Here is a 21,001-nt window from a genome sequence, read left to right as displayed (position 1 = left end):
AATATTATCTAATATGAATATTTATTTCATATTAGCTACGTTGTAAAGCTATTCTTTTTTTAGAGCCACACGTTCCGCGCCGTTTAAGCCCATTCATCCCGCCCTATGAAACTAGACCTGGACGACCTCGACCGCCGCATCCTGCAAGCCTTGCAGACCGACGCCAGCCAGACCAACCAGGAGTTGGCCGCCCAGGTGCATGCCTCGCCGCCGACCTGTCTGCGACGGGTCAAGCGGCTGGTCGAGGCCGGCGTGATTGCGCGTCAGGTGGCCTTGCTGGATCCGGTGCGCCTGTCGTCGACGCTGACGGCGGTGGTCGAGATCACGCTGGACCGGCAGGGCGAGGAAGAGCAGCAGGCCTTCGAGGCGCAGGTGGCCGGCGAGCCGGCGGTGCAGCAGTGCTATCGCGTCTCGCCGGGGCCGGATTTCGTGCTGGTGGTGCTGGTGCGGGACATGCCGGCCTATCACGCGCTGGCGCATCGCCTGTTCGCTTCGCAGCGTAACGTGCGCAATGTGCGCAGCTATTTCTCCATCCATCGCAGCAAGTTCGAAACGGCGGTGCCCATCGAGACCTGATGCCTTGTGAGCGGCGCTAAAAAGAATCGGCCGGCGCACAATGTGGCCGGCCGATTTTTTTGCTGTGGATAAGTCAGATTCGCGCTTGGGCACTCACTTCTTTATCTTTACCGGGCGCTGCCATCCCGCCAGCGACAGTTGCTTGGCGCGCGAGAGGGTCAGTTGTCCGGCCGGTGCGTCCTTGGTCAGCGTCGTGCCGGCACCGATGGTGGCACCCTTGCCTACGCGCACCGGTGCGACCAGCTGGCTATCGCTGCCGATGAAGGCGTCATCCTCGATGATGGTGCGGAATTTGTTGGCACCGTCGTAATTGCAGGTGATCACGCCGGCACCGACGTTGACGCCGCTGCCGACGTCGGCATCGCCCACATAGGCCAGGTGATTGGCCTTGCTGCCAAGACCGACGATGCTGTTCTTGACCTCGACGAAGTTGCCGATGTGCACGTCGTCTGCCAGTTCAGTGCCCGGGCGCAGGCGCGCATAAGGGCCGATCTGCGCGCGGGCGCCAATGATCGCGTCCTCGATGTGGGTGAAGGGCTTGATGTTCGCACCGGCAGCGATACGGGCATTGCGGATGACGCAGTGGGCGCCGATGGTGGCACCTTCGCCGATGCTGACCTCGCCTTCGAAGACGCAGTTGACGTCGATGCTGACGTCGCGCGCGCAGTTGAGCACACCGCGTACGTCGATGCGTGCCGGGTCGGCCAGTGTCACGCCGGACTCCAGCAGGGCACGGGCGATGCGCAGTTGGTGTACCCGTTCCAGTTCAGCCAACTGCACCTTGCTGTTGACCCCCAGGGTTTCGGCCACCGCGTCGGGTTGGGCCGAGACCACCTCGACACCATCGGCCACGGCTGCGGCGATCACGTCGGTGAGGTAATACTCGCCCTGCGCATTCTTGTTGGACAGCTTGGCCAGCCAGTCACGCAGTCGCGCAGTAGGGGCGACGATGATGCCGGTATTGACTTCCTTGATGGCGAGTTCGGCCGCGCCGGCATCCTTCTGTTCGACGATGCGGGTGATCTTGCCGCCTTCGCGCACGATGCGTCCGTAGCCGCTGGGGTTGTCCAGTTCGACCGTCAGCACGCCCAGCTTGTCCTGGCCGGCGGCCTGGAGCAGGCGTTGCAGTGTCGCAGTGCTGGTCAGGGGGACGTCGCCGTAGAGCACCAGGGTCGGGGCCTCATCCTCCAGGTGGGGCAGCGCCTGCATGACAGCGTGACCGGTGCCGAGTTGCGGTTCCTGCAGGGCGAATGCCAGGCCCTGGTCGGCGAAGGCTTTGGGTACGGCGTCACCACCGTGGCCGTAGATCACGCACAGTTGCGTGGGAGCGAGTGTGCGGGCAGTGTCGATCACATGGCCCAGCAGGGGTTTGCCTGCCAGTGGATGCAAGACCTTGGGCAGGGCTGATTGCATGCGTTTGCCCATGCCGGCGGCGAGGATGACGATGTTCATTCGATTTTCTTGTAAGTGAAGTGCCAGGCGAAGCAGGATGCGGGCTTACTGCTTGTCTATTTCATTGAGGAGGTCGTTGACGATGAATTGCGCGCTGCCCTCAGGGCGCGGCAACAGGCGCTGGATGATTTCCTCGCGCTTTTCTTTGAGCGGGTCCTGCTTGTCCACGCAGAGTTGTTCCAGGTAAGCCACGACCGCTTCGAAATCGGCGGCGCGATACATGCCTTCCTGCAGCATCTCGCCGATCGGATTGAAGGGGAAATGGCCTGGGTTCTCGGTCCAGATGATGGGCTTGCCGGTGACCATGTATTCGCCGAAGAAACCGATGCCATCGGTAATGAGGATGTCCGAACCCCAGAACAGCGGCGCGTAGTCTCCGTCGGTGACCATGGCGGTATTGGGCAGGGACAGGAACTCTTCCAGGTAGCTGCGCAGCTCGGGCTGGGTCATGAAGCCATAGGCGACGACCTTTTCCAGCAGGGCGGGGTGTGGCTTGAAGACGATATCCAGGTGCGGGCATTCGCGGGCCAGTTGCAGGAAGAGCTTGTAGTTGCTCCGGAATGTCGAGAAATTGAGCCAGTCCGCGGTCATGCTGTGATGCGGTGCCCAGATGATGCGTATCTTGTCGGGGCCGATTGGCAAGGGCCAGGCGGCCTCGCCCTTGGCGCGGATGATCTGGTCGAACTTGGGTGTTCCAGCCACCACCATGTTGGAGTCGAAGATGAAGTCGCGTGCGCGATCCAGTGCCAGCGGCGATTCGGCATAGATGCGCCAGCAGTTGCGCATGAACTGGTGGTTGTAGTGTTCATCCTGCATGGCGACCGAACCGAAACCGTAAGGCACCATGCAGACCTTGGCGAAGTTGATTTCGTTGTAGCGGAATTCAGGCTGGATGCTGATATCCCAGGGCGCTTGCCGGAAGATGATGTCCGGGTTCATCAGCTTGAGCAGTTCCAGCTCTTCCACTGGATCGTTGCTGTTGAAGCGGATCGGCTTGATGCCCAACTGCATCAGGCCGTTGTAGTTGATCTCTTCCTGTCCGAAGCGCTGGGCATTGAGGAAATCCCGCTTCAGGGTCACCACCACCGGTTCGAAACGCTCGTGTTCCAGCATGAGGCGATAGATTTCATCCAGGGCGTTCCAGGTTTCCACATTGTGAACAAGGAAGATCACGCGGATCACCTCGCGCGGGCCGCGGTAGACGTTGCGCGACACCAGATGCGTGGTCGATTTCAGTTTTGACAAGGAAATATGCAGCGGGATGAGCAGTTGCTGCATCGACCGTTCGATCTGCGCCAGGCCTTTCGCCTGGGTCTCGGCCATGACGCGGGTGGTTGTCATCAACTGCCTCAGACTGTTTTCGAGCCCATCAAGACGGCCGTCGATCTGCGCCAGCTTTTCTTCCAGTGCCTTGGAGGACGGGGCGTTGTTGTTTGCATTCTGGCTCATTGCGATTCCGGAGTGAGAAGATTAAACAAGGACCTGATCAGGAAAATACAGGATTTTTGAGGAAGAAGCGTGGAATTGAAGCGTGTTGGGTCGAATTGACCCGGTCTTGATACGGTTCGGCGACCGCCCGTCACAGCTGATCCGCGTTCCTTCCGGGAGGCTGTGGCGTGCCGCCGGATGAGCTGCGAAGGCGTGGGTGAGGCTGAAAAAAACCTTTCTAATCGCCAAATAGGCCTTTTTTCAAGTGTGATTTAATGGGCCGAATTATTGGAATTATCGCATCAAAGTTCAATAAAGGCGCTTATGAAGGTTGTCATCCTGGCCGGCGGACTGGGTACTCGACTCAGCGAAGAAACGGCTCTCAGACCCAAACCGATGGTGGAAGTCGGCGGTAATCCCATTCTCTGGCACATCATGAAGATCTATGCCAGCCATGGCCTGACCGACTTCGTGGTCTGCTGCGGCTACCGGGGCTACGTGATCAAGGAATACTTTGCCAACTATTTCCTGCATACCTCGGACGTCACGTTCGACCTGGCCAAGAACTCGGTGGAAGTGCATCACAAGCATGCCGAGCCATGGCGAGTGACCCTGATCGATACCGGCGCCGACACCCAGACCGGCGGCCGCCTCAAGCGTGTGGGCCAGTATATCGGCGACGATGACTTTTGTTTCACCTATGGTGACGGCGTGGGCGACATCGACATCACCGCCTCGATTGCCTATCACCGCGAGCATGGCCGCATGGCTACCGTGACCGGGGCGCGGCCGCTAGGGCGTTTCGGTACGCTCAGCGTGGATGGCGACAGGGTCATGAGTTTCAAGGAAAAGCCGCCCGAGGAGGGCGGCTGGATCAATGCCGGCTTCTTCGTCCTTTCGCCACGCGTGCTGGACTACATCGAGCAGGACGCCACCGTCTGGGAAGGCGCCCCCATCGAGCGCCTGGCCAAGGAAGACCAGCTCAGGGTGCATTATCACAATGGTTTCTGGCAGCCGATGGACACCCTGCGCGACAAGAACTATCTCGAAGACCTGTGGTGGTCCGGACGCGCTCCGTGGAAGCGCTGGTCGTAAGCAGGGTAACCAGGTCGCAAGACTGCAAAACAGAACATCATGGATAAAGATCAGTTGAGAAAGCAGATCGCTGTACTGGTGAAACAGTATGGCGAACTGGCGCACCAGCCGGTGGCATTCGTCCCCGGCGTGACCACCGTGGCCCCGGCGGGCAAGGTGATCGGCAGCAGGGAACTGGAACTGATGACCGAATCGGTGCTGGACGGTTGGCTCACCACCGGTCGCTTCAACGATGCCTTCGAGGCCAAGCTGGCCCGGTATCTGGGCGTGCAGCACCTGATTACGGTCAATTCGGGTTCGTCGGCCAACCTCATCGCGTTTTCGACACTGACCTCGCCCAGCCTGGGCGCGCGCGCCATCCGGCCGGGAGATGAAGTGATCGGCGTGGCAGCCGGCTTCCCGACCACCGTCAACCCCATCCTGCAGTTTGGCGCCGTGCCGGTGTTCGTGGACGTGGATATCCCGACCTACAACATCGACCCGGCCAGGATCGAGGCTGCCATTTCGGACAAGACCAAGGCCATCATGCTGGCCCACACGCTGGGCAATCCCTACAACCTGGACGTCGTGGTCGGCCTGTGCAAGAAGTATGGGCTGTGGCTCATTGAGGATTGCTGCGATGCTCTGGGTTCGACCTATCGTGGCCAGTTGGTGGGCACGTTCGGTGACATCGGTACCCTGAGCTTCTACCCAGCCCACCATATCACCATGGGCGAGGGCGGCGCGGTGTTTACCAACAACCCTGAACTCAAGCGTATTGCCGAATCTTTCCGTGACTGGGGGCGCGACTGCTATTGCCCTCCGGGCAAGGACAATACCTGCCAGAAACGCTTCTGCTGGAAACTGGGCAACCTGCCCGAAGGCTACGACCACAAGTACACCTATTCGCACCTGGGCTACAACCTCAAGATCACCGACATGCAAGCCGCCTGCGGCCTGGCCCAGATGGAGCGGGTGGATGACTTCGTGGCTGCCCGCAAGCGCAATTTCGCCTATCTCAAGCAACGCCTGAAGAGCTGTGAGGAGTTCCTGATCCTGCCGGAGGCCACGCCGGAATCCGATCCCTCCTGGTTCGGTTTCCCGATCACCTTGCGCCCCAACGCGCCGGTGTCACGGGTAGACCTGCTGACCTACCTCGACCAGCAGCGCATCGGAACCCGTCTGTTGTTCGCCGGCAACCTGACCCGCCAGCCCTACATGATCGGGCGCAACTATCGCGTCAGCGGTGAGCTGGGCAATAGCGATGTCATCATGAACGATACCTTCTGGGTGGGTGTCTTCCCTGGGCTGACCGAAAGTCATCTGGATCACGTGGTTGATCATCTTGAACGCTTCCTGGGGGTCGCATTTTGAACCAGCTACTGGAAAAAATGATCGTCTACGACGACGAGGATTTGCTGTCTGCCATCGACAAGATTGAAGCGAGCCGTTTCCAGACCGTCTTCGTAACCGATCGTGAGCTCCAGTTGAAGGGCCTGATCACCAATGGTGACGTGCGGCGCTTCCTGCTCAACGGTGGCCAGACCGATGAAGGCGTCACTGCCTGCATGAACAAGAGTTTCCGCAGCGTCGGGATGAACGCCAGCCGCGAGGAAATGCTGAAGTTGCTGGACCTGGGATTCACTGTCATTCCCAAGGTCGCCCCGGACGGTCGCTTGATGGACCTGATCACCCCGGAGTACGAGCTGGCTTCGCCCGAGGCTCCGGTCCTCACGCGCGCCCGCGCCCCGGTGCGGATCAGCTTCGGCGGCGGTGGATCGGACCTGACCTATTACTTCGTGGATCATCCCGGTGCGGTCCTGAGTACCACCGTGGCGCTGTATGCCCACGCCACCCTGATCCCGCGCGCCGACCGCAACATCCACATCTACTCCGAAGACCTCGATACCCATACCCACTACCCCTCGCTGCTGGACCTGCTGGCTTCGCCCCGCCAGGACCTGCTGTCGGCGGTGGTGTCGGTGATCAAGCCGATCTATGGGTTTGACCTGTATGTGCGCTCCGACTTCCCGGTGGGCTCAGGGTTGGGCGGCTCGTCCGCGGTCGCTACCGCCGTGGTCGCCGCCTTCAATGAAATGCGGCTGGACCGCTGGACCACTTATGAAGTGGCTGAACTGGCCTTCCAGGCCGAGCGTGTCTGCTTCGGCGTGGCCGGTGGCTGGCAGGACCAGTATGCGTCTGCCTTCGGCGGTTTCAACCTGATCGAACTGGGCGACAAGAAGAACCTGGTCCATGCGATCCGCCTGGAAGCCGCGACCGTCAACGAACTGGAAGAATGCCTGATCCTTTGCGATTCGCGCATCAAGCATGATTCCGGCTCGCTGCACAAGAAGCAGCGCGAGACCTACTCCAACGAGAACAAGGCCGAGCAACTGACCGAGATGGTGGCCTTATGCCGGGAGATGCACCGCCATCTCCTCCGCGGCGAACTGATGGACTTCGGTCGTTGCCTGGACAAGGCCTGGCAGCTCAAGCGCGGCCTTTCCGCCGACATCAGCAATCCCGAGCTGGCGCATATCTATGAATCGGCGATGCAGGCCGGCGCGCTGGGTGGCAAACTGCTGGGTGCCGGCGCGGGTGGGTTTTTCCTGTTCTTCGTACAGCCGCAGTATCGCCAGCAACTGGCCAAGCGCCTCAAGGACCTGAACTGCAAGCTGTCGATCTTCAAATTTGAAAATGAGGGTGTCGTTTCTTGGCGCACCAAAATCTTATGAGCAATACGGTTTTTTCCATCGATGGACATGAAATCGGCGGGGCACGCGTCTTCGTCATCGCTGAAATCGGCAACAACCACAACGGTTCGCTGGAACTGGCCAAGCAGCTGGTGGACGCGGCCATCGAGGCCGGTGCCGACTGCGCCAAATTCCAGCTGCGTGATCGTAGCGCGCTGTACCGGACCAAGGCCGATGGCTCGGTGGCGGAAGACCTTGGTGTCGAATACATTCAGGACCTGCTCAACAAGGTCGAGCTGAGCATCGCCGACCATCGCGCCGTGCGCGACTATTGCGCCCAGCGTGGCATCACCTACATGTGCACGCCCTGGGATGAGCCCAGTGTCGACGTGCTGGCAGGCTTCGATGTCCCGGCCCTGAAGATCGCCTCGGCCGACCTGTGCAATCCCTACCTGATTCGCAAGGCGGCCAGCCTGGGCAAGCCGCTGGTGTTGTCCACTGGCATGTCCTTTGAACATGAAATCGTGCGGGCCATCGATCAGCTCAAGACCTTGCAGGTGCCGTTCGCGCTCCTGCATTGCAATAGTACCTATCCGGCGCCGGAATCCGATATCCAGCTGGGCTATATCGCCCGCCTGAAGCAATTGCATGGCGCCATCGGCTATTCGGGCCATGAGCGTGGCACCGCCGTGACCCTGGCCGCAGTGGCGCTGGGTGCCTCGCTGGTGGAACGCCACATCACCCTGGACCGCAACATGGAAGGGCCGGACCACCTGGCCAGCCTGGAGCCGGCCGAGTTCCGACAATTGGTGGACGGCATCCGCCAGATCGAGAAAGCGCTGCCGTGGAGCGGCCCCGGCCGTCATGCCAGCCAGGGTGAATTGCTCAACCGTGAAAACCTGGCCAAGAGCGTGGTTGCTGCGCGCGACATCGCCGAAGGCGAGGTATTCAGCGAAAACGCCTTGCGCGTGGCCAGTCCGGGCCAGGGCCTGGCGCCCTACAAACTGGTCGAATTGTTGGGCAAGCCGGCCAATCGCGCCATTGCCCAGGGCGAATTCCTGTTCGAAAGCGATCTGCGCGAAAAACTCAGCATCGACCGCCGCTACCACTTCCCTGTGAAATGGGGCGTGCCGGTGCGTTATCACGATTTCCGCCAGTACGAGACCTGGGTCAAGCCGGACCTGTTCGAGTTCCACCTGTCGTATCGCGACCTTGGGGTCGATCCTGCTCCCTATCTGACGCAGGTCGCCTGCACCCGACTGGTGGTGCATGCGCCGGAGCTGTTCGAGAACAGCGAACTGCTGGACCTGGCCGCAGACGACGAGGCCTACCGCCAGCGTTCCATCGACAACCTGCAGCGCGTGGTCGATGCCACGCTGCGCATCGCCGAGTTCTTCCCGCAGGCCGATTCCTTGCTGATCGTGGCCAATGTCGGCGGCTTCTCGGCCGATGCGCCGTTCCCGCTGGCGCATCGCAAGGTCTTGTATGAGCGTTTCCTTGCTTCCTGCGCACAGATCGATTTCGGCCGCACCGAACTGATCCCGCAGAACATGGCGCCTTTCCCCTGGCACTTCGGCGGCCAGCGTCACCAGAACATCTTCATGATGCCCGATGAGCTGGCAGCGCAGGCGCGCGCCATGAACATGCGCCTGTGCCTGGACCTGTCGCACCTGCAGATGACCTGCAACCATTTCGGCCTGGACTTCCAGCAATCCCTGGCCCTGCTGTTGCCCTATTCGGCGCATCTGCACGTCGCCGACGCCAAGGGGACCAACGGCGAAGGCGTGGTGATGGGCACCGGCGACGTCGACTGGCCTGCCAGCTGGAAGAAGATCGCCGCCTGCCCGGGTATGGGATTCATCCCTGAGGTATGGCAAGGGCACAAGGACCACGGCGCCGGATTCTGGTCGGCGCTGGAATATCTGGCCTCGCTGAACTAAACAAAATGGACTTCGTGCCGTTAAAAGACGCTGAAGTCAACTCTTGAACCGGTGGCAAGGATGAGCCTGCCAACGGCTCCCAGCCATTGAAGGAATTGAAATGCGCGTCGCCGATTACATCATGTCCCGCCTGGCCGAACTGGGTATCCGCCAGGTGTTCTTCCTGCCGGGTGGCGGGGCCATGCACCTCAACGACGCCCTGGGCCTTCACCCGCAGCTGGAACCGGTGCTCTGCCTGCACGAGCAGGCTGCCGGCATCGCCGCAGAAGCCGCCGGCAAGCTGCTGGCCGGCCCCAGTGCCTGCCTGGTGACCAGCGGCCCGGGTGCGACCAATGTCATCACCGCCACCCTCGGCGCCTGGCTGGATTCGACGCCAGTATTCTTCGTCTCCGGTCAGGTCAAGACCGCCGACCTCAAGGCCGGTACCGAACTGCGCATGCTGGGCGTGCAGGAAGCCGATATCGTCACCATGGTGTCCTCCATCACCAAGAAGGCCGTGACCCTGTTGCGTCCGGAAGACGTGGGCGTGGTCTTCGATGAACTGGTACAGGCCGCCATGAGTGGCCGTCGTGGCCCGGTCTGGCTGGATGTGCCGCTGGATGTGCAGGCCATGGAAGTCGATCCGGCGACCCTGCGCCGGGCGCCGGCAGCGGTGGAGGCGCCGCGCGCAGACCTGCGCAGCGAGGCCGAGGCAACCCTCGCATTGTTGCGCAAGGCACAACGTCCGGTGGTCATCTCCGGCAGCGGCGTGCGCATTGCTGGCGCCGTACCGGAACTGCGCGATTTTCTCGACCGCGCCGGCGTGCCGGTGCTGACCACCTGGTTGGGCATGGACATCATCGAGGAAGACCATCCCCTGTACGCCGGTCGTCCCGGTTCGATCGCGCCGCGCTGGGCCAACTTCGCGTTGCAGAACGCCGACCTGATCCTGGTAGTGGGCGCCCGTCTGGACATGGCGATGACGGCCTACGCGCATGACCGCTTTGCCCGCGGTGCCGTGAAGATCATGGTCGATATCGACGTCGCCGAGATTCGCAAGATGAAGATGGAAATCGCCCTGCCTGTGGTGGCCGATGCCAAGGATTATCTGGTGGCCTTGCACGCGGCGCTCGATCGCCAGCCGACCCTGCCGTCCTACGCACCATGGCTGGAGCGCATTGCCGGCTGGAAGCAGAAGTATCCCCTGCTGCAGCCCGAGCAGATCACCACCGAAGGACCGCTCAGCCTGTATCACTTCACCGATGCACTCTCCTCCGAGATGGCCGAGGGTGACGTCATCGCCACCGGCAGTGCCGGCTTCTCGGTGGAACTGTTCCTGTTGGCATTGCGCCTGAAACCAGGCCAGCGCTGCTTCCACAATCGTGGCACCGGCGCCATGGGCTTCGGCGTGCCGGCGGCCGTCGGCGCCTGCCTGGCGGCGGGTCGCCAGCGCACCATCTGCGTGGAGGGTGACGGCGGTCTGCAACTGAACGTGCAGGAACTGGCAACCATGGCCAGCCTGCAATTGCCGGTGAAATGCTTCGTCATCAACAACGCCGGTTACGCTTCGATCCGCACCTCGCAGACCAACTACTTCAAGCGCCTGGTCGGAGCCGATGCCAGCAGCGGAATGGCGCTGCCCGACCTGGAAACCCTGGCCCGCGCCTATGGCGTGCCATTCATCCGCATCGAATCGGGCGCGCGCTTGTCCGAGCAGCTCAAGCAGGCATTGGCCGGCGACGGTCCGCTGCTGTGCGAGGTCATGGTGCTGCCGGAAGAGCCGCGTATCCCGCGTATTGCCACCCGCCAGGGCGCCAACGGCAAGATGGAATCGTCGCCGCTGGAAGACCTGTTCCCCTTCCTCGACCGTGAAGAGCTGCGCAGCAACATGCTCATCCCGCTGATCGGCGAATGAGTTCGCGATGAGCGACATCCTTTCTCTCTTTTCCCTGCAGGGCAAGGTCGCCGTGGTGGCCGGTGCCTCGCGCGGTATCGGTCATGCAATCGCCAATGGCCTGGCCGATGCCGGCGCCAGGGTGGTGGGCTTCGGGCGTTCGGATGCCGCTGCCGATGCGCGCTTCGACTACCGTCGCTGCGACGTATGCGCTCCGGCCGCCGTGGCTGGACTGTTCGATGATGTCGAGGCCGAGTTTGGTGCCATCGACGTCTACCTGCACGTGGCCGGGATTACCCTGCCTTCCCAGGGCGGCATGCAATCGAGCGAGACCTTCAACGCCACCCTTGCCAGCAACCTCAGCAGCGCCTATGACTGCTGCGCCAACGCCGGACGCCGCATGGCCGCACGCGGGCAGGGTTCGATCATCACGGTCACCAGCATCGGCTCGCTCATGGCCTTTCCCAATAATCCCGCCTACGTCGCCGCCAAGGGTGGTCTGCGCATGATGAGCAAGGCGCTGGCGCTGGATCTGGGACCGAGCCAGGTGCGCGTCAACTGCCTGGTGCCAGGCTATGTCCAGACCGCCATGACCGCCGCCAGCCATGCCGACCCGGTGCTGCATGAACAGCGCGCCGGCCATACCATGCTGGGACGGTGGGGACAGCCCGAGGACCTGGTGGGCGCCGCCATCTTCCTGGCCTCGCCAGCCAGCAAATATGTCACCGGCACCGACCTGATCGTCGATGGCGGATGGACCGCAAAAGGATTGTGATGAACAACATAGGATTCATGCAGGGACGCCTGGTCGATCGCATCGACGGCAAGATCCAGGCCTTTCCCTGGGATACCTGGCAACTCGAGTTTCCGCGTGCCCAGGCGCTGGGCCTGACGGCAATGGAATGGACCCTGGACGACGAGCGTCTGGAGCAGAACCCCTTCATCACTGAACAAGGTCAGGCCGAAATACGGGCATTGAGGGCAAGCCATGGCGTGGCCGTCCACTCGTTGACTGGCGACTGCTTCATGCAGATGCCGTTCTGGAAATACGAGGGCCAGCAACGCAGTGAACTGCTGCGCAAGTTTGATCTGGTGCTGGCTGCGGCTGCGCGCCTGGAGGTGCGCTTCGTGGTGGTGCCGCTGGTGGACAACGGCCGCCTGGAGACAGCGGAACAACGTGATGTGCTGGTACGCCATCTGCTGGAACGGGCGGAGGTGCTGCGTGCCACCGGGGTGCAGGTGATCTTCGAGACTGACTACGGTCCGGATGACTATCGGGCCTTCATGGCCCTGTTGCCGGCTGACGTCTTCAACGTCAACTACGATATCGGCAACAGCGCCAGCCTGGGCTTCGATCCCGATGAAGAATTTGCCGCCTATGGCGAGCGCATCGTCAATGTCCACGTCAAGGATCGCAAACTGGGCGGCACCACCGTCCCCTTGGGGACCGGCGACGCCGACTTCGAGAAGGTGATGGCCGGCCTGGCGCGCCGACACTACGCCGGAAGCTTCATCCTGCAGACCGCCCGCGCCGACGACGGCGACCATGCCGGTGCCCTGGCGCGGTATGTAAAGATGGTGACCGGGCTGTTGAGCCGCCACTATGGAACTTGAGCTGCGCGGCAAGGTGGCCCTGGTCACCGGCTCTTCGCAGGGCATCGGCCGGCAGATCGCCGCCGCCCTGGCCGGTGAAGCTTGCCAGGTGCTGCTCAACGGCCGCGACCCCTCCAGGCTGGAGGCCGCCGCGCATGCGATCGGTGGCATCGGCGTGGCCGGTGACGTCACCACTGCAGCCGGCGCCGCCTCGGTGGTGGAGCGCGCCGTTGCCGTTCATGGTCAGCTGGATCTGCTGGTGTGCAACGTCGGCAGCGGCACCTCGGTGCCACCCGGTACCGAATCGGAAGAAGAGTGGTTGCGGGTCTTGCAGCTCAATCTGCTGGCCACGACCAACACGGTCCACGCCGCGCGTCGCTTCCTGAAGAAAGGTGCGGCCATCGTGTGCGTCTCGTCGATCTGCGGCAGTGCGGAGCTGGGTGCGCCGACCGCCTATTCGGCCTCCAAGGCTGCGCTCAACAGTTTCGTGCGCAGCGCGGCGCGTTACCTGGCCAAGGAGGGTGTGCGCATCAATGCAGTGGCACCGGGTAATATCCTCTTCGAGGGCGGCAGTTGGGAGCGCAAGGTCAAGGCCGCGCCCGAGAAGGTGACCGAGATGCTGGAGCGCGACGTCGCACTGGCCCGTTTCGGCACCCCCGAGGAAGTGGCCGACATGGTGCTCTTCCTGTGCTCGGCGCGCACCAGCTTCGCGACCGGTGCCGTGTTCGTCCTCGATGGAGGGCAGCTGCGCAGTTGAGCAGCCGTTCCGGCGCCGGCCAGCGGGCATGCCTGATGGCGAGCGTCCTTTCATTTTCTCTGTGGCAAAGATCAAGGCTATGTCCAATTCCGTTTCCAGCAAAGACCTGTTCGACCTGCAAGGCAAAGTCGCCATCATCACCGGTGGCGGTGGCATGTTGGGCTATCAGCACGCAGCCACCATTGCCAGCCTGGGCGGGCAGCCGGTCTTGCTCGACATCGACCCTGCCGGCCTGCAAAGAAACGCAAGCGCGCTGCGTGACGAGTTCGCCATCGACGTGCTGGTCCTGCAGACCGACATCACCCGGCTGGAACAGGTGCAGGCGGCGCGTGACACCATTCTCAAGCAGCACGGCGCAATTGCCATCCTGATCAATAATGCCGCCCGCAATCCCAAGGTGGAAGATGCGGACGGGATGAATTTCTCGCGCCTGGAAAATTTCCCTTCCGATCAATGGCAGCTCGATATCGATGTCGGTCTGGGCGGTGCGTTCAATTGTTCCAAGGTATTCGGTGCGCACATGGCGCAGGCCGGTGGTGGCGTGATCGTCAATATCGCCTCCGACCTCGGGGTCATCGCACCGGATCAGCGGCTGTACCAGGTCGAGGGGCGCGAGCCCCATCTGCAGCCGGTCAAGCCGGTGACCTACTCGGTGGTCAAGCACGGCCTGATCGGGCTGACCAAGTACCTGGCCACCTACTGGTGCGAGCAGGGCGTACGCTGCAATTCGCTTTCGCCGGGCGGCGTGTATGCCGGGCAGAACGACGTGTTCGTCAGCAAGCTGGTCAAGCTCATTCCCATGGGCCGCATGGCGCGTCCGGATGAATATCGCGGCGCGATTGCCTTCCTCTGCTCGGATGCCTCGAGCTATCTCAATGGAACCAATCTGGTCGTCGATGGAGGTAGAAGTGTCTGGTAACTCATTCCATGGACTGTCCCTGCACATGCAGGAATCGCTGCAGGTGTTCCAGGCTTTCCTGGGAGACGCCGCCCTCAATGCCGAGCTGCAGGCCATCGGCGAGCTGTGCGTGCAGACCTATCAACGCGGCAACAAGATACTGATCGCCGGCAATGGCGGCAGCGCCGCCGATGCCCAGCATTTTGCCGGTGAGCTGGTCAGTCGCTTCTATTTCGATCGGCCGCCCCTGTCGGCCATTGCGCTGACCACCGATTCCTCCATCCTCACGGCCATCGGCAACGACTATGGCTACAAGGAGGTGTTCGCCCGTCAGGTGCTGGCCAATGGCTGCGCCGGAGACCTGTTCATCGCCATTTCCACCAGTGGCAATTCGGAAAACATCCTGCACGCCATCGAAGCCTGCCGCCAGAAGGACATCACGGTCGTCGGCCTCACCGGGCAAGCGGGCGGCAAGCTCAAGGCCCTGTCTGATCACTGCCTGTGCGTGCCGTCGGCTTCCACGCCGCGCATCCAGGAATGTCATCTGGTTATCGAACACGCCCTGTGCGCCCACATCGAACAACGGATCTTCCGGCCGGAGCCGGCATGAAGGCCATCGTCCTGTGCGGTGGACTGGGAACCCGCCTGGGCGAGCTGACCCGGGAGACGCCCAAGCCCATGATCCCGGTGGCCGGTCGTCCCTTCCTGTCCTATGTGCTGGACCGGCTGGTGGAGGGTGGTGCCAGCGAACTGGTGCTGGCTGTCAGCTTCCAGTGGGAAAAGATCAGGGCGCTGTACGGCAGCCAATGGCGCGGTGTTCCCGTGGCCTATTCGGTGGAGCCGCAGCCACTGGGAACCGGTGGCGCGATCTGTCACGCCATGCGCTCGCACGACATTGACGAAACCATCGTCGTCAACGGCGACACCCTGCTCGACCTGGATGCCAGTGCATTGGTCGCTTTTGCCCGTGACAAGGAGGCCGACGTTGCCATGGCGCTCAAGTACATGGCCGACACCTCCCGCTTCGGGCGCGTCGAGATTGACCAGTCTGCACGTGTGCTGGGTTTTCGCGAAAAGGGCGTGGGTCAGGCGGGCCTGATCAACTCCGGCGTCTATTACGTCCATGCGCGGGTATTCACCGCTAGCAGCAATGCCGCCTTCAGTTTCGAGCTTGATGTGCTGACTGGCAAGTTGAATACGGCAGCCATCTACGGCATGCAGACCAACGCCTATTTCATCGACATGGGGGTGCCGGAAGATCTCGCGCGCGCCCAATACGAACTGCCGCTGCAGCGGCCCGGTGTTGACGCTGACGGGCTTGCGCGATGATGGACCTGTCCATGCCGGTAGAGGAGTTCAAGGCCTACATGGGCCAGCAGCTCGACCGTTTTTTCCCTGACCGTTACGCGTTTGCCGGTGCGGATGTCGACGCTGCCTTCGATGAGGCCCTGCAGCGACTGGAGTATTGCCTGAAGTTCGTCTCGATCCGGGGCTTCGTGGTCGATGGCAAGGTGCAGTTGTCGCATCTGCATTCAGGGCAGTATTGCCATCTGCTGTACTTCATGGGCAACAGCCTCTGGAAGCGCTCGCAGAACCAGCCATTGTGCGACAAGCTGATGCTGCTGAACCAGGCGCTCAACGGCGTGTTCTGCTCCTACAAGCTGGCGCTGCCCGAGATCTTCTTCCTCAACCATCCGGTGGGCAGCGTGCTCGGCCATGCGCAATATTCCAATTTCCTGGTGATACTGCAGAACGTCACCGTCAACACTGATCCGGAGTTGAAGATCGGCGAATGCGTGGCGTTGACCGCCGGTGCGCAGATCATCGGCAACAAGCCCATTGGAGCGCGTTCTTCCATCGGGGCCAATACGCTGGTGTTTGATCGTGCGATCCCGGCGGACAGCGTGGTCTACAACGGGCCGACGGGGCTGGTGATCCGTCCACGTGGGCGCGAGAGCCTGGCCGAGCGCTATTTCAACGTGCCGTCGGCCTAGGCATCAGGCATTGCGGCGTCGTCACCGGGCGCCCTCCATTTCATCGCGAGGAAAGAATGTTCAAGGGAATTGACGCGGCCGGCATGCATGCCGCCGATCTGCAGGCCGATACGGATTACTTCCTGAGCATTGCCCGGCCCGATGGCGGCGCGGTGGTGCTGCCGTTCCGCCTCGGCGAGCAACGCCTGTCGGAGTGCGGTGAGCATGTGGTGCTGGCCCAGCGGGAGAAGTTCGAGCTGCTCCGGCAGTTGCATCGCTATCCCGAAGTGCTGGCCCTGGCCGATGCCAATCGCCCGGCCGCCTGCGCCACGCTGGAGGCCGCGCTGGCAGGGGTGTTCAGCGCGGATCGGGGTTTGTACATCTTCGGTGCGCACAAACTGGGCGCGAAGGTTGCGCGCTTCTGCGCCGAGCGCGGTATCGTGGTCAAGGGCTTCATCGACAACAGTCGGGACAAGCACGGCAAGCGCATCGACGGTATCCTTATCGGCGGTCCCGATCAGATCGATGGCGAGAACGAAACCGTGGTCGTGGCCAGCGGTCGCTACAGCAATGTCATCATGGCGCAATTGCACGGGCTGGGCTGGAAGCATGTGAAGAACATGCACGAACTGATGTTTGCACTGCGTACTTCACATAATGCCGAGAGCGATTTCCGCTCCTTCGTCGACGCACTCGACACCGATGCCATGCGCTTCATCTCGGCTTTCCTGGCACTGGACGATGAACGTTCACGTCAGATCTTCGACGGCCTGATCCGGATGCGTCGTACGTTGGACACCCAGGTGGCCGACAGCATCAAGTCCCCCTTCGCGGATGAATACCTGGATGCGGATTTTATCCGGCCTGCCGACATGGCCTATTACGTCGATGCTGGCGCCTTCAACGGTGACAGCCTGGAGCGCATGGAACAGCGCCTCGGCAAGGCGACCCATGCCTACCTGTTCGAACCGGAGTTGCCGGCGTATTACGATGGCCTGAAACGACATGCCGACCGGCCCGAGGTGTTCTTCTACAATCTCGGTCTGTCGTCGTCGTACCAGAAATTCACCTATCGTCCCGCGATGTCGTTCGACCTGCTGCAGGAGATCGACAGTCCCATCCCCAATGACATCGTCTCCTATATCCAGACCATACGCCTGGATGACATCATCACCGGCCCGGTGACGCTGTTCAAGCTCGATATCGAAGGTGCCGAGGAAGAAGCGCTCAAGGGCGCGGCCGGCACCATCCGGGTGCAGCGGCCCAAGCTCTGCGTGTGCGCCTATCACCGGGCATCGGATCTCTGGAAGCTGCTTGACGAGGTCAAGCACATCCATCCGGACTACAAGGTGGGGCTGCGTCACTACTCCGATATCATGGACGACTCGTCGTTCTATTTCTATTGATGATGTGCAAGGTAGTGCGGGACGCTGCGCTCCTGCCTTGATCCCCGACCAGGACTTGACGCCTCATGGACCACCCCCATTCCGATACGCGCCATTGGACACGCCCCCCCCTGTGCGCCTGTCCCCTTTGTGGTACGCCGCCCGGGCAGCCCTTGTTGTCGCTCGCACTCTCGCAGCGCGTGGGGCTGCCATCCGATATCACAGTGTCGGTCTGTGCGGCCTGCGATTTCGCCTATGTGGCACCGGTCGATGCGCAAGCCTATGACCGCTATTACGCCGCCAATACCAATGATCAGATGTCGGTCCACGCGGAGATTTCCGAACTGGACGCCAGGCGCTATGTCACGCAAGCCGATACCCTGGCCGCCATCCTTGGCGGGCCGGAGGCGCTGGACGTGCTCGACGTGGGATGCGGCGAGGCGGGCCTGTTGCGCACGCTGGTAGCGCGCTTCCCGCAGCATCGTTATACCGGCAGCGATCCCAACGTCAAGGAAGATGCACCGGGTGGGCGTGGCGCGCATCCGCGCATCCGCTTCAATCGTTCGTGGCAGGAACTCGATCAGAAGTTCGACGTGATCATCCTCTCGCATGTGCTGGAACATATCGTCGATCTCAAGGACTTTTCCCGCATCGTCGGCAAGCTGGCACCCGGTGGCAAGATCTACATCGAGGTACCGGATGCGGCGCATTATGCATCCGCGCCGCGGCGGGAGTTCTGCTATTACTTCGACCGCCTGCACGTCAATCATTTTTCCATCGCATCCTTGTCAGATGTGGTGCGTGGCTGGGGCCTCGGAATCCGCCAGGCCGGTCGGCAGGATTTCACCTACAAGGATGGCAATCCCTTCCCCGCCTGCTATGTCATCGGCGCTGCGGGGGCCGACAACGTGGCCGGGCTGGAGGCGCCGCATGGCCTGCCGCAGGCGCTGGCGTCCTATCTTGCGCAAGAGCGCGACCGCGCTGGCAGGATGGCGGCACAGTTCGTTCCCGGCCAGGAGATCGTGGTCTATGGCTTTGGCGACAACTTCTTCCGCTCGCGCGCGGCCGGAGGGCCGCTGTCCGCCTGCCGGGTGCGCGCCGTGATTGATGCGCGCTGGGAAGCGCTGTCGCAATCGGCCTATGCCGGGCAATACCGTTTCATGGATCGTGATGCCGCGCTGCGCGAGCACGCCGGATTGCCCATTGTGGTCACCGTATCGTGGGGTGGCGAGACGATAGGAAGAATGCTGGCCGAGGCAGGGGCGCAGAAGGTGCTGGTGTTCTGAAATCCGCTACGTTCTCGTGAGCGGGCCAACATGAAAAGAGACGCAATGAAACTTCTGATATCCGGTGGGACAGGTTTCTTCGGCAAGGCGCTGCTGCGCCATTTCCTTGATCGGGCAGGAGAGGGCGGCGCGCCGGACTGCGCTCAGATCGTCGTGCTCAGTCGGGCGCCACGCCGCTTCCTGGACCAGTATCCCGAGTTCGATGGGCTGCCCTGGCTGCGCTTTCACGAGGGCGACATCCTGTCGCCGCAGACCTTGCCGCGCACCGACAGGTTCACCCACATTCTGCATGCTGCGGCCGACTCCACCGATGCAGCGAGGCTGACGCCGCTGGAGCGGTACGACCAGATCGCGGCGGGCACGCGCCATATGCTGGAGCTGGCAGTGGCCACCGGTGCCGCGCGCTTCCTGTTCACCAGTTCAGGTGGCGCCTACGGGCCGCAGCCTGCCGGCTTGGTGGCGATGCCGGAACATCTTCACAGCATGCCCGACCCGCTCAACCCCGGCAATGTCTATAGCCTGGCCAAGCGCCAGGCGGAGCACCTGTGCGCGCTGTATGCGGCGCAATACGGGTTCGATGCGGTAGTGGCACGCTGCTTTGCCTTTGTCGGCGAGGACCTGCCGCTCAACGCGCACTTCGCCATCGGCAATTTTATTCGCGATGCCTTGTACGGGCAGGAAATCGTGGTGGGCGGAGATGGCACTCCGGTGCGTTCCTACATGCACCAGGCCGACCTTGCGCAGTGGCTGACGTTCTTGCTGCGCGATGGCAAGGCTGGCGAAGCCTACAACGTAGGTTCGGCGGAGGCGGTGACGGTGGCCGAACTGGCCGGGCTAGTGCGTGAGCTGGTTGCTCCGGACAAGCCGGTACGGATCATGGCCAAGGCGGCTGCCGACAATCCGGGCCGCAACCGCTACATTCCCGATATCACCAAGGCCCAGGCGCTAGGCGCGCCGCCAGTGCGCGGCTTGCGCCAGGCCATCGCGGATACGGTCCGGTCCCTGCGGCAACGCGGCTGAATGGCCTTTGGCCGGAGTCAGGCGGCGCTGTCTTTGAATCCGTTGGGATTCTTCTGCTGCCACCGCCAGGAATCCGCACACATGGCATCCAGTCCGAGTCTGGCTTCCCAGCCGAGCTTTTCGCTGGCCTGCGCCGGATCGGCGTAGCAGGACGCGATGTCGCCGGGACGGCGATCGGCGATGGTATAGGGCAAGGTCTTGCCGCAAGCCTTTTCGTAGGCCTTGACCACGTCCAGTACGCTGTAGCCGATGCCGGTGCCCAGGTTGACCGCGAAGCATTGTGGCGTCGTAAGAGCCTGCAGTGCGGCCACATGGCCATGGGCCAGGTCCACCACATGGATGAAGTCGCGCACGCCCGTGCCGTCGGGCGTGGCATAGTCGCCGCCCCAGATGTTGAGCTTCTCGCGGCGGCCGATGGCCACCTGCGCCACGAAGGGCATCAGGTTGTTGGGAATGCCGTTGGGGTCCTCGCCGATCAGGCCGCTCTCGTGCGCGCCTACCGGATTGAAGTAGCGCAGCAGCGCGATCTTCCAGTCGGGATGGGCGCGATGATAGTCACGCAGCATGTCTTCGATGACGATCTTGCTACGGCCGTAGGGATTGCTGGCCGATAGCGGATGGGCTTCATCCAGGGGCAGGTATTGCGGATCGCCGTATACCGTGGCCGAGGAGGAAAAGACGATGGTCTTCACGCCAGTGGCTTCCATCGCTTCCAGCAGGCGCACCGTACCGACCACGTTGTTGTCGTAGTACATCAGCGGCTTTTCCACCGATTCGCCCACAGCCTTCAGGCCAGCGAAGTGGATGACCGCATCACACTTGAATTCGCGCAGCACGCTCTCGAGCTGGTCGCGGTTGCGGATATCGCCTTTGACCAGCGAGAGCTGCTTGCCGCTGATCTGCTGTACCCGCTTGACCGATTCGGGACTGCTGTTGCAGAAGTTGTCGAAGACGATGACTTCGTGGCCTGCCTTAAGCAGTTCCACGCAGGTATGCGAGCCGATATAACCGGCGCCGCCGGTGACGAGGATGTTCATGAGCTGACTGTTCTCC

19 protein-coding genes are annotated in these 21,001 nt (G+C 62.1%); 16 read left to right on the top strand and 3 right to left on the bottom strand.

Annotated elements, in window-relative coordinates; translation table 11 throughout:
* Positions 1-105: 105 nt before the first annotated feature.
* Positions 106-576 carry an Lrp/AsnC family transcriptional regulator gene (locus I5R65_RS16125; RefSeq protein WP_180668616.1) on the top strand — a complete coding sequence of 157 codons (471 nt, stop codon included), beginning with the start codon at positions 106-108 and terminating at the stop codon, positions 574-576.
* A gap of 93 nt (positions 577-669) precedes the next feature.
* Here the strand turns inward: I5R65_RS16125 and glmU are convergent, their stop codons facing one another.
* Together glmU and I5R65_RS16115 are read right to left on the bottom strand one after the other, a co-directional pair.
* A complete protein-coding gene (gene glmU / locus I5R65_RS16120) occupies positions 670-2,028 on the bottom strand; it encodes a bifunctional UDP-N-acetylglucosamine diphosphorylase/glucosamine-1-phosphate N-acetyltransferase GlmU (RefSeq protein ID WP_180668615.1) in 1,359 nt (452 codons plus the stop codon).
* Positions 2,029-2,073: 45 nt separating this feature from the next.
* A complete protein-coding gene (locus I5R65_RS16115) occupies positions 2,074-3,477 on the bottom strand; it encodes a CDP-glycerol glycerophosphotransferase family protein (RefSeq protein WP_180668614.1) in 1,404 nt (467 codons plus the stop codon).
* Positions 3,478-3,780: 303 nt separating this feature from the next.
* Between I5R65_RS16115 and rfbF the strand changes: the two genes are divergently transcribed.
* The 15 genes from rfbF (at position 3,781) to I5R65_RS16040 (ending at position 19,948) form a co-directional block, all read left to right on the top strand.
* Positions 3,781-4,551, top strand: a complete 771-nt coding sequence (gene rfbF, locus I5R65_RS16110) for a glucose-1-phosphate cytidylyltransferase (RefSeq protein WP_180668613.1) — start codon at positions 3,781-3,783, stop codon at positions 4,549-4,551.
* Between the two features lie 39 nt (positions 4,552-4,590).
* The gene (gene rfbH / locus I5R65_RS16105) at positions 4,591-5,904 is read left to right on the top strand and encodes a lipopolysaccharide biosynthesis protein RfbH (RefSeq protein WP_180668612.1); all 1,314 of its coding nucleotides are present in this window, start codon (positions 4,591-4,593) and stop codon (positions 5,902-5,904) included.
* A 17-nt stretch (positions 5,905-5,921) separates the two neighbouring features.
* Positions 5,922-7,265 carry a sugar kinase gene (locus I5R65_RS16100; protein WP_196872193.1) on the top strand — a complete coding sequence of 448 codons (1,344 nt, stop codon included), beginning with the start codon at positions 5,922-5,924 and terminating at the stop codon, positions 7,263-7,265.
* On the top strand, positions 7,262-9,163 hold the full coding sequence (locus I5R65_RS16095) for an N-acetylneuraminate synthase family protein (protein ID WP_180668610.1): 1,902 nt from the start codon (positions 7,262-7,264) through the stop codon (positions 9,161-9,163). Before I5R65_RS16100 ends, I5R65_RS16095 begins: the two co-directional genes overlap by 4 nt.
* A gap of 100 nt (positions 9,164-9,263) precedes the next feature.
* Complete coding sequence (locus tag I5R65_RS16090) at positions 9,264-11,057, top strand: thiamine pyrophosphate-binding protein (RefSeq protein WP_180668609.1); 1,794 nt, start codon at positions 9,264-9,266, stop codon at positions 11,055-11,057.
* A gap of 7 nt (positions 11,058-11,064) precedes the next feature.
* The gene (locus I5R65_RS16085; RefSeq protein ID WP_077236272.1) at positions 11,065-11,811 is read left to right on the top strand and encodes an SDR family oxidoreductase; all 747 of its coding nucleotides are present in this window, start codon (positions 11,065-11,067) and stop codon (positions 11,809-11,811) included.
* Positions 11,811-12,650 (top strand): sugar phosphate isomerase/epimerase, encoded by an 840-nt coding sequence (locus I5R65_RS16080; protein ID WP_180668608.1) that lies wholly within the window; start codon positions 11,811-11,813, stop codon positions 12,648-12,650. Before I5R65_RS16085 ends, I5R65_RS16080 begins: the two co-directional genes overlap by 1 nt.
* The gene (locus tag I5R65_RS16075; protein ID WP_180668607.1) at positions 12,640-13,386 is read left to right on the top strand and encodes an SDR family NAD(P)-dependent oxidoreductase; all 747 of its coding nucleotides are present in this window, start codon (positions 12,640-12,642) and stop codon (positions 13,384-13,386) included. The genes I5R65_RS16080 and I5R65_RS16075 overlap by 11 nt, the downstream gene beginning before the upstream one ends.
* A gap of 79 nt (positions 13,387-13,465) precedes the next feature.
* Positions 13,466-14,305, top strand: a complete 840-nt coding sequence (locus I5R65_RS16070) for an SDR family oxidoreductase (RefSeq protein ID WP_180668606.1) — start codon at positions 13,466-13,468, stop codon at positions 14,303-14,305.
* Positions 14,306-14,330: 25 nt separating this feature from the next.
* Positions 14,331-14,894: an SIS domain-containing protein gene (locus I5R65_RS16065; protein ID WP_231395199.1), complete on the top strand. Its 564-nt coding sequence runs from the start codon at positions 14,331-14,333 to the stop codon at positions 14,892-14,894.
* The gene (locus I5R65_RS16060) at positions 14,891-15,613 is read left to right on the top strand and encodes a nucleotidyltransferase family protein (RefSeq protein WP_180668605.1); all 723 of its coding nucleotides are present in this window, start codon (positions 14,891-14,893) and stop codon (positions 15,611-15,613) included. The genes I5R65_RS16065 and I5R65_RS16060 overlap by 4 nt, the downstream gene beginning before the upstream one ends.
* The gene (locus I5R65_RS16055; RefSeq protein ID WP_180668604.1) at positions 15,610-16,278 is read left to right on the top strand and encodes a hypothetical protein; all 669 of its coding nucleotides are present in this window, start codon (positions 15,610-15,612) and stop codon (positions 16,276-16,278) included. Before I5R65_RS16060 ends, I5R65_RS16055 begins: the two co-directional genes overlap by 4 nt.
* A gap of 56 nt (positions 16,279-16,334) precedes the next feature.
* The gene (locus tag I5R65_RS16050; RefSeq protein WP_180668603.1) at positions 16,335-17,663 is read left to right on the top strand and encodes an FkbM family methyltransferase; all 1,329 of its coding nucleotides are present in this window, start codon (positions 16,335-16,337) and stop codon (positions 17,661-17,663) included.
* A gap of 155 nt (positions 17,664-17,818) precedes the next feature.
* The gene (locus tag I5R65_RS16045) at positions 17,819-18,928 is read left to right on the top strand and encodes a class I SAM-dependent methyltransferase (RefSeq protein WP_196872192.1); all 1,110 of its coding nucleotides are present in this window, start codon (positions 17,819-17,821) and stop codon (positions 18,926-18,928) included.
* Between the two features lie 45 nt (positions 18,929-18,973).
* The gene (locus I5R65_RS16040; RefSeq protein ID WP_180668601.1) at positions 18,974-19,948 is read left to right on the top strand and encodes an NAD(P)-dependent oxidoreductase; all 975 of its coding nucleotides are present in this window, start codon (positions 18,974-18,976) and stop codon (positions 19,946-19,948) included.
* Between the two features lie 17 nt (positions 19,949-19,965).
* Here the strand turns inward: I5R65_RS16040 and galE are convergent, their stop codons facing one another.
* Positions 19,966-20,985, bottom strand: coding sequence for a UDP-glucose 4-epimerase GalE (gene galE / locus I5R65_RS16035; RefSeq protein ID WP_180668600.1), 1,020 nt, complete (start codon positions 20,983-20,985; stop codon positions 19,966-19,968).
* Positions 20,986-21,001: the final 16 nt, after the last annotated feature.

This window comes from Herbaspirillum sp. AP02 (genome assembly GCF_015767275.1).
In the GTDB taxonomy this organism is placed as follows: domain Bacteria; phylum Pseudomonadota; class Gammaproteobacteria; order Burkholderiales; family Burkholderiaceae_D; genus Herbaspirillum.
This window is presented reverse-complemented; position numbering and strand designations above follow the sequence as displayed.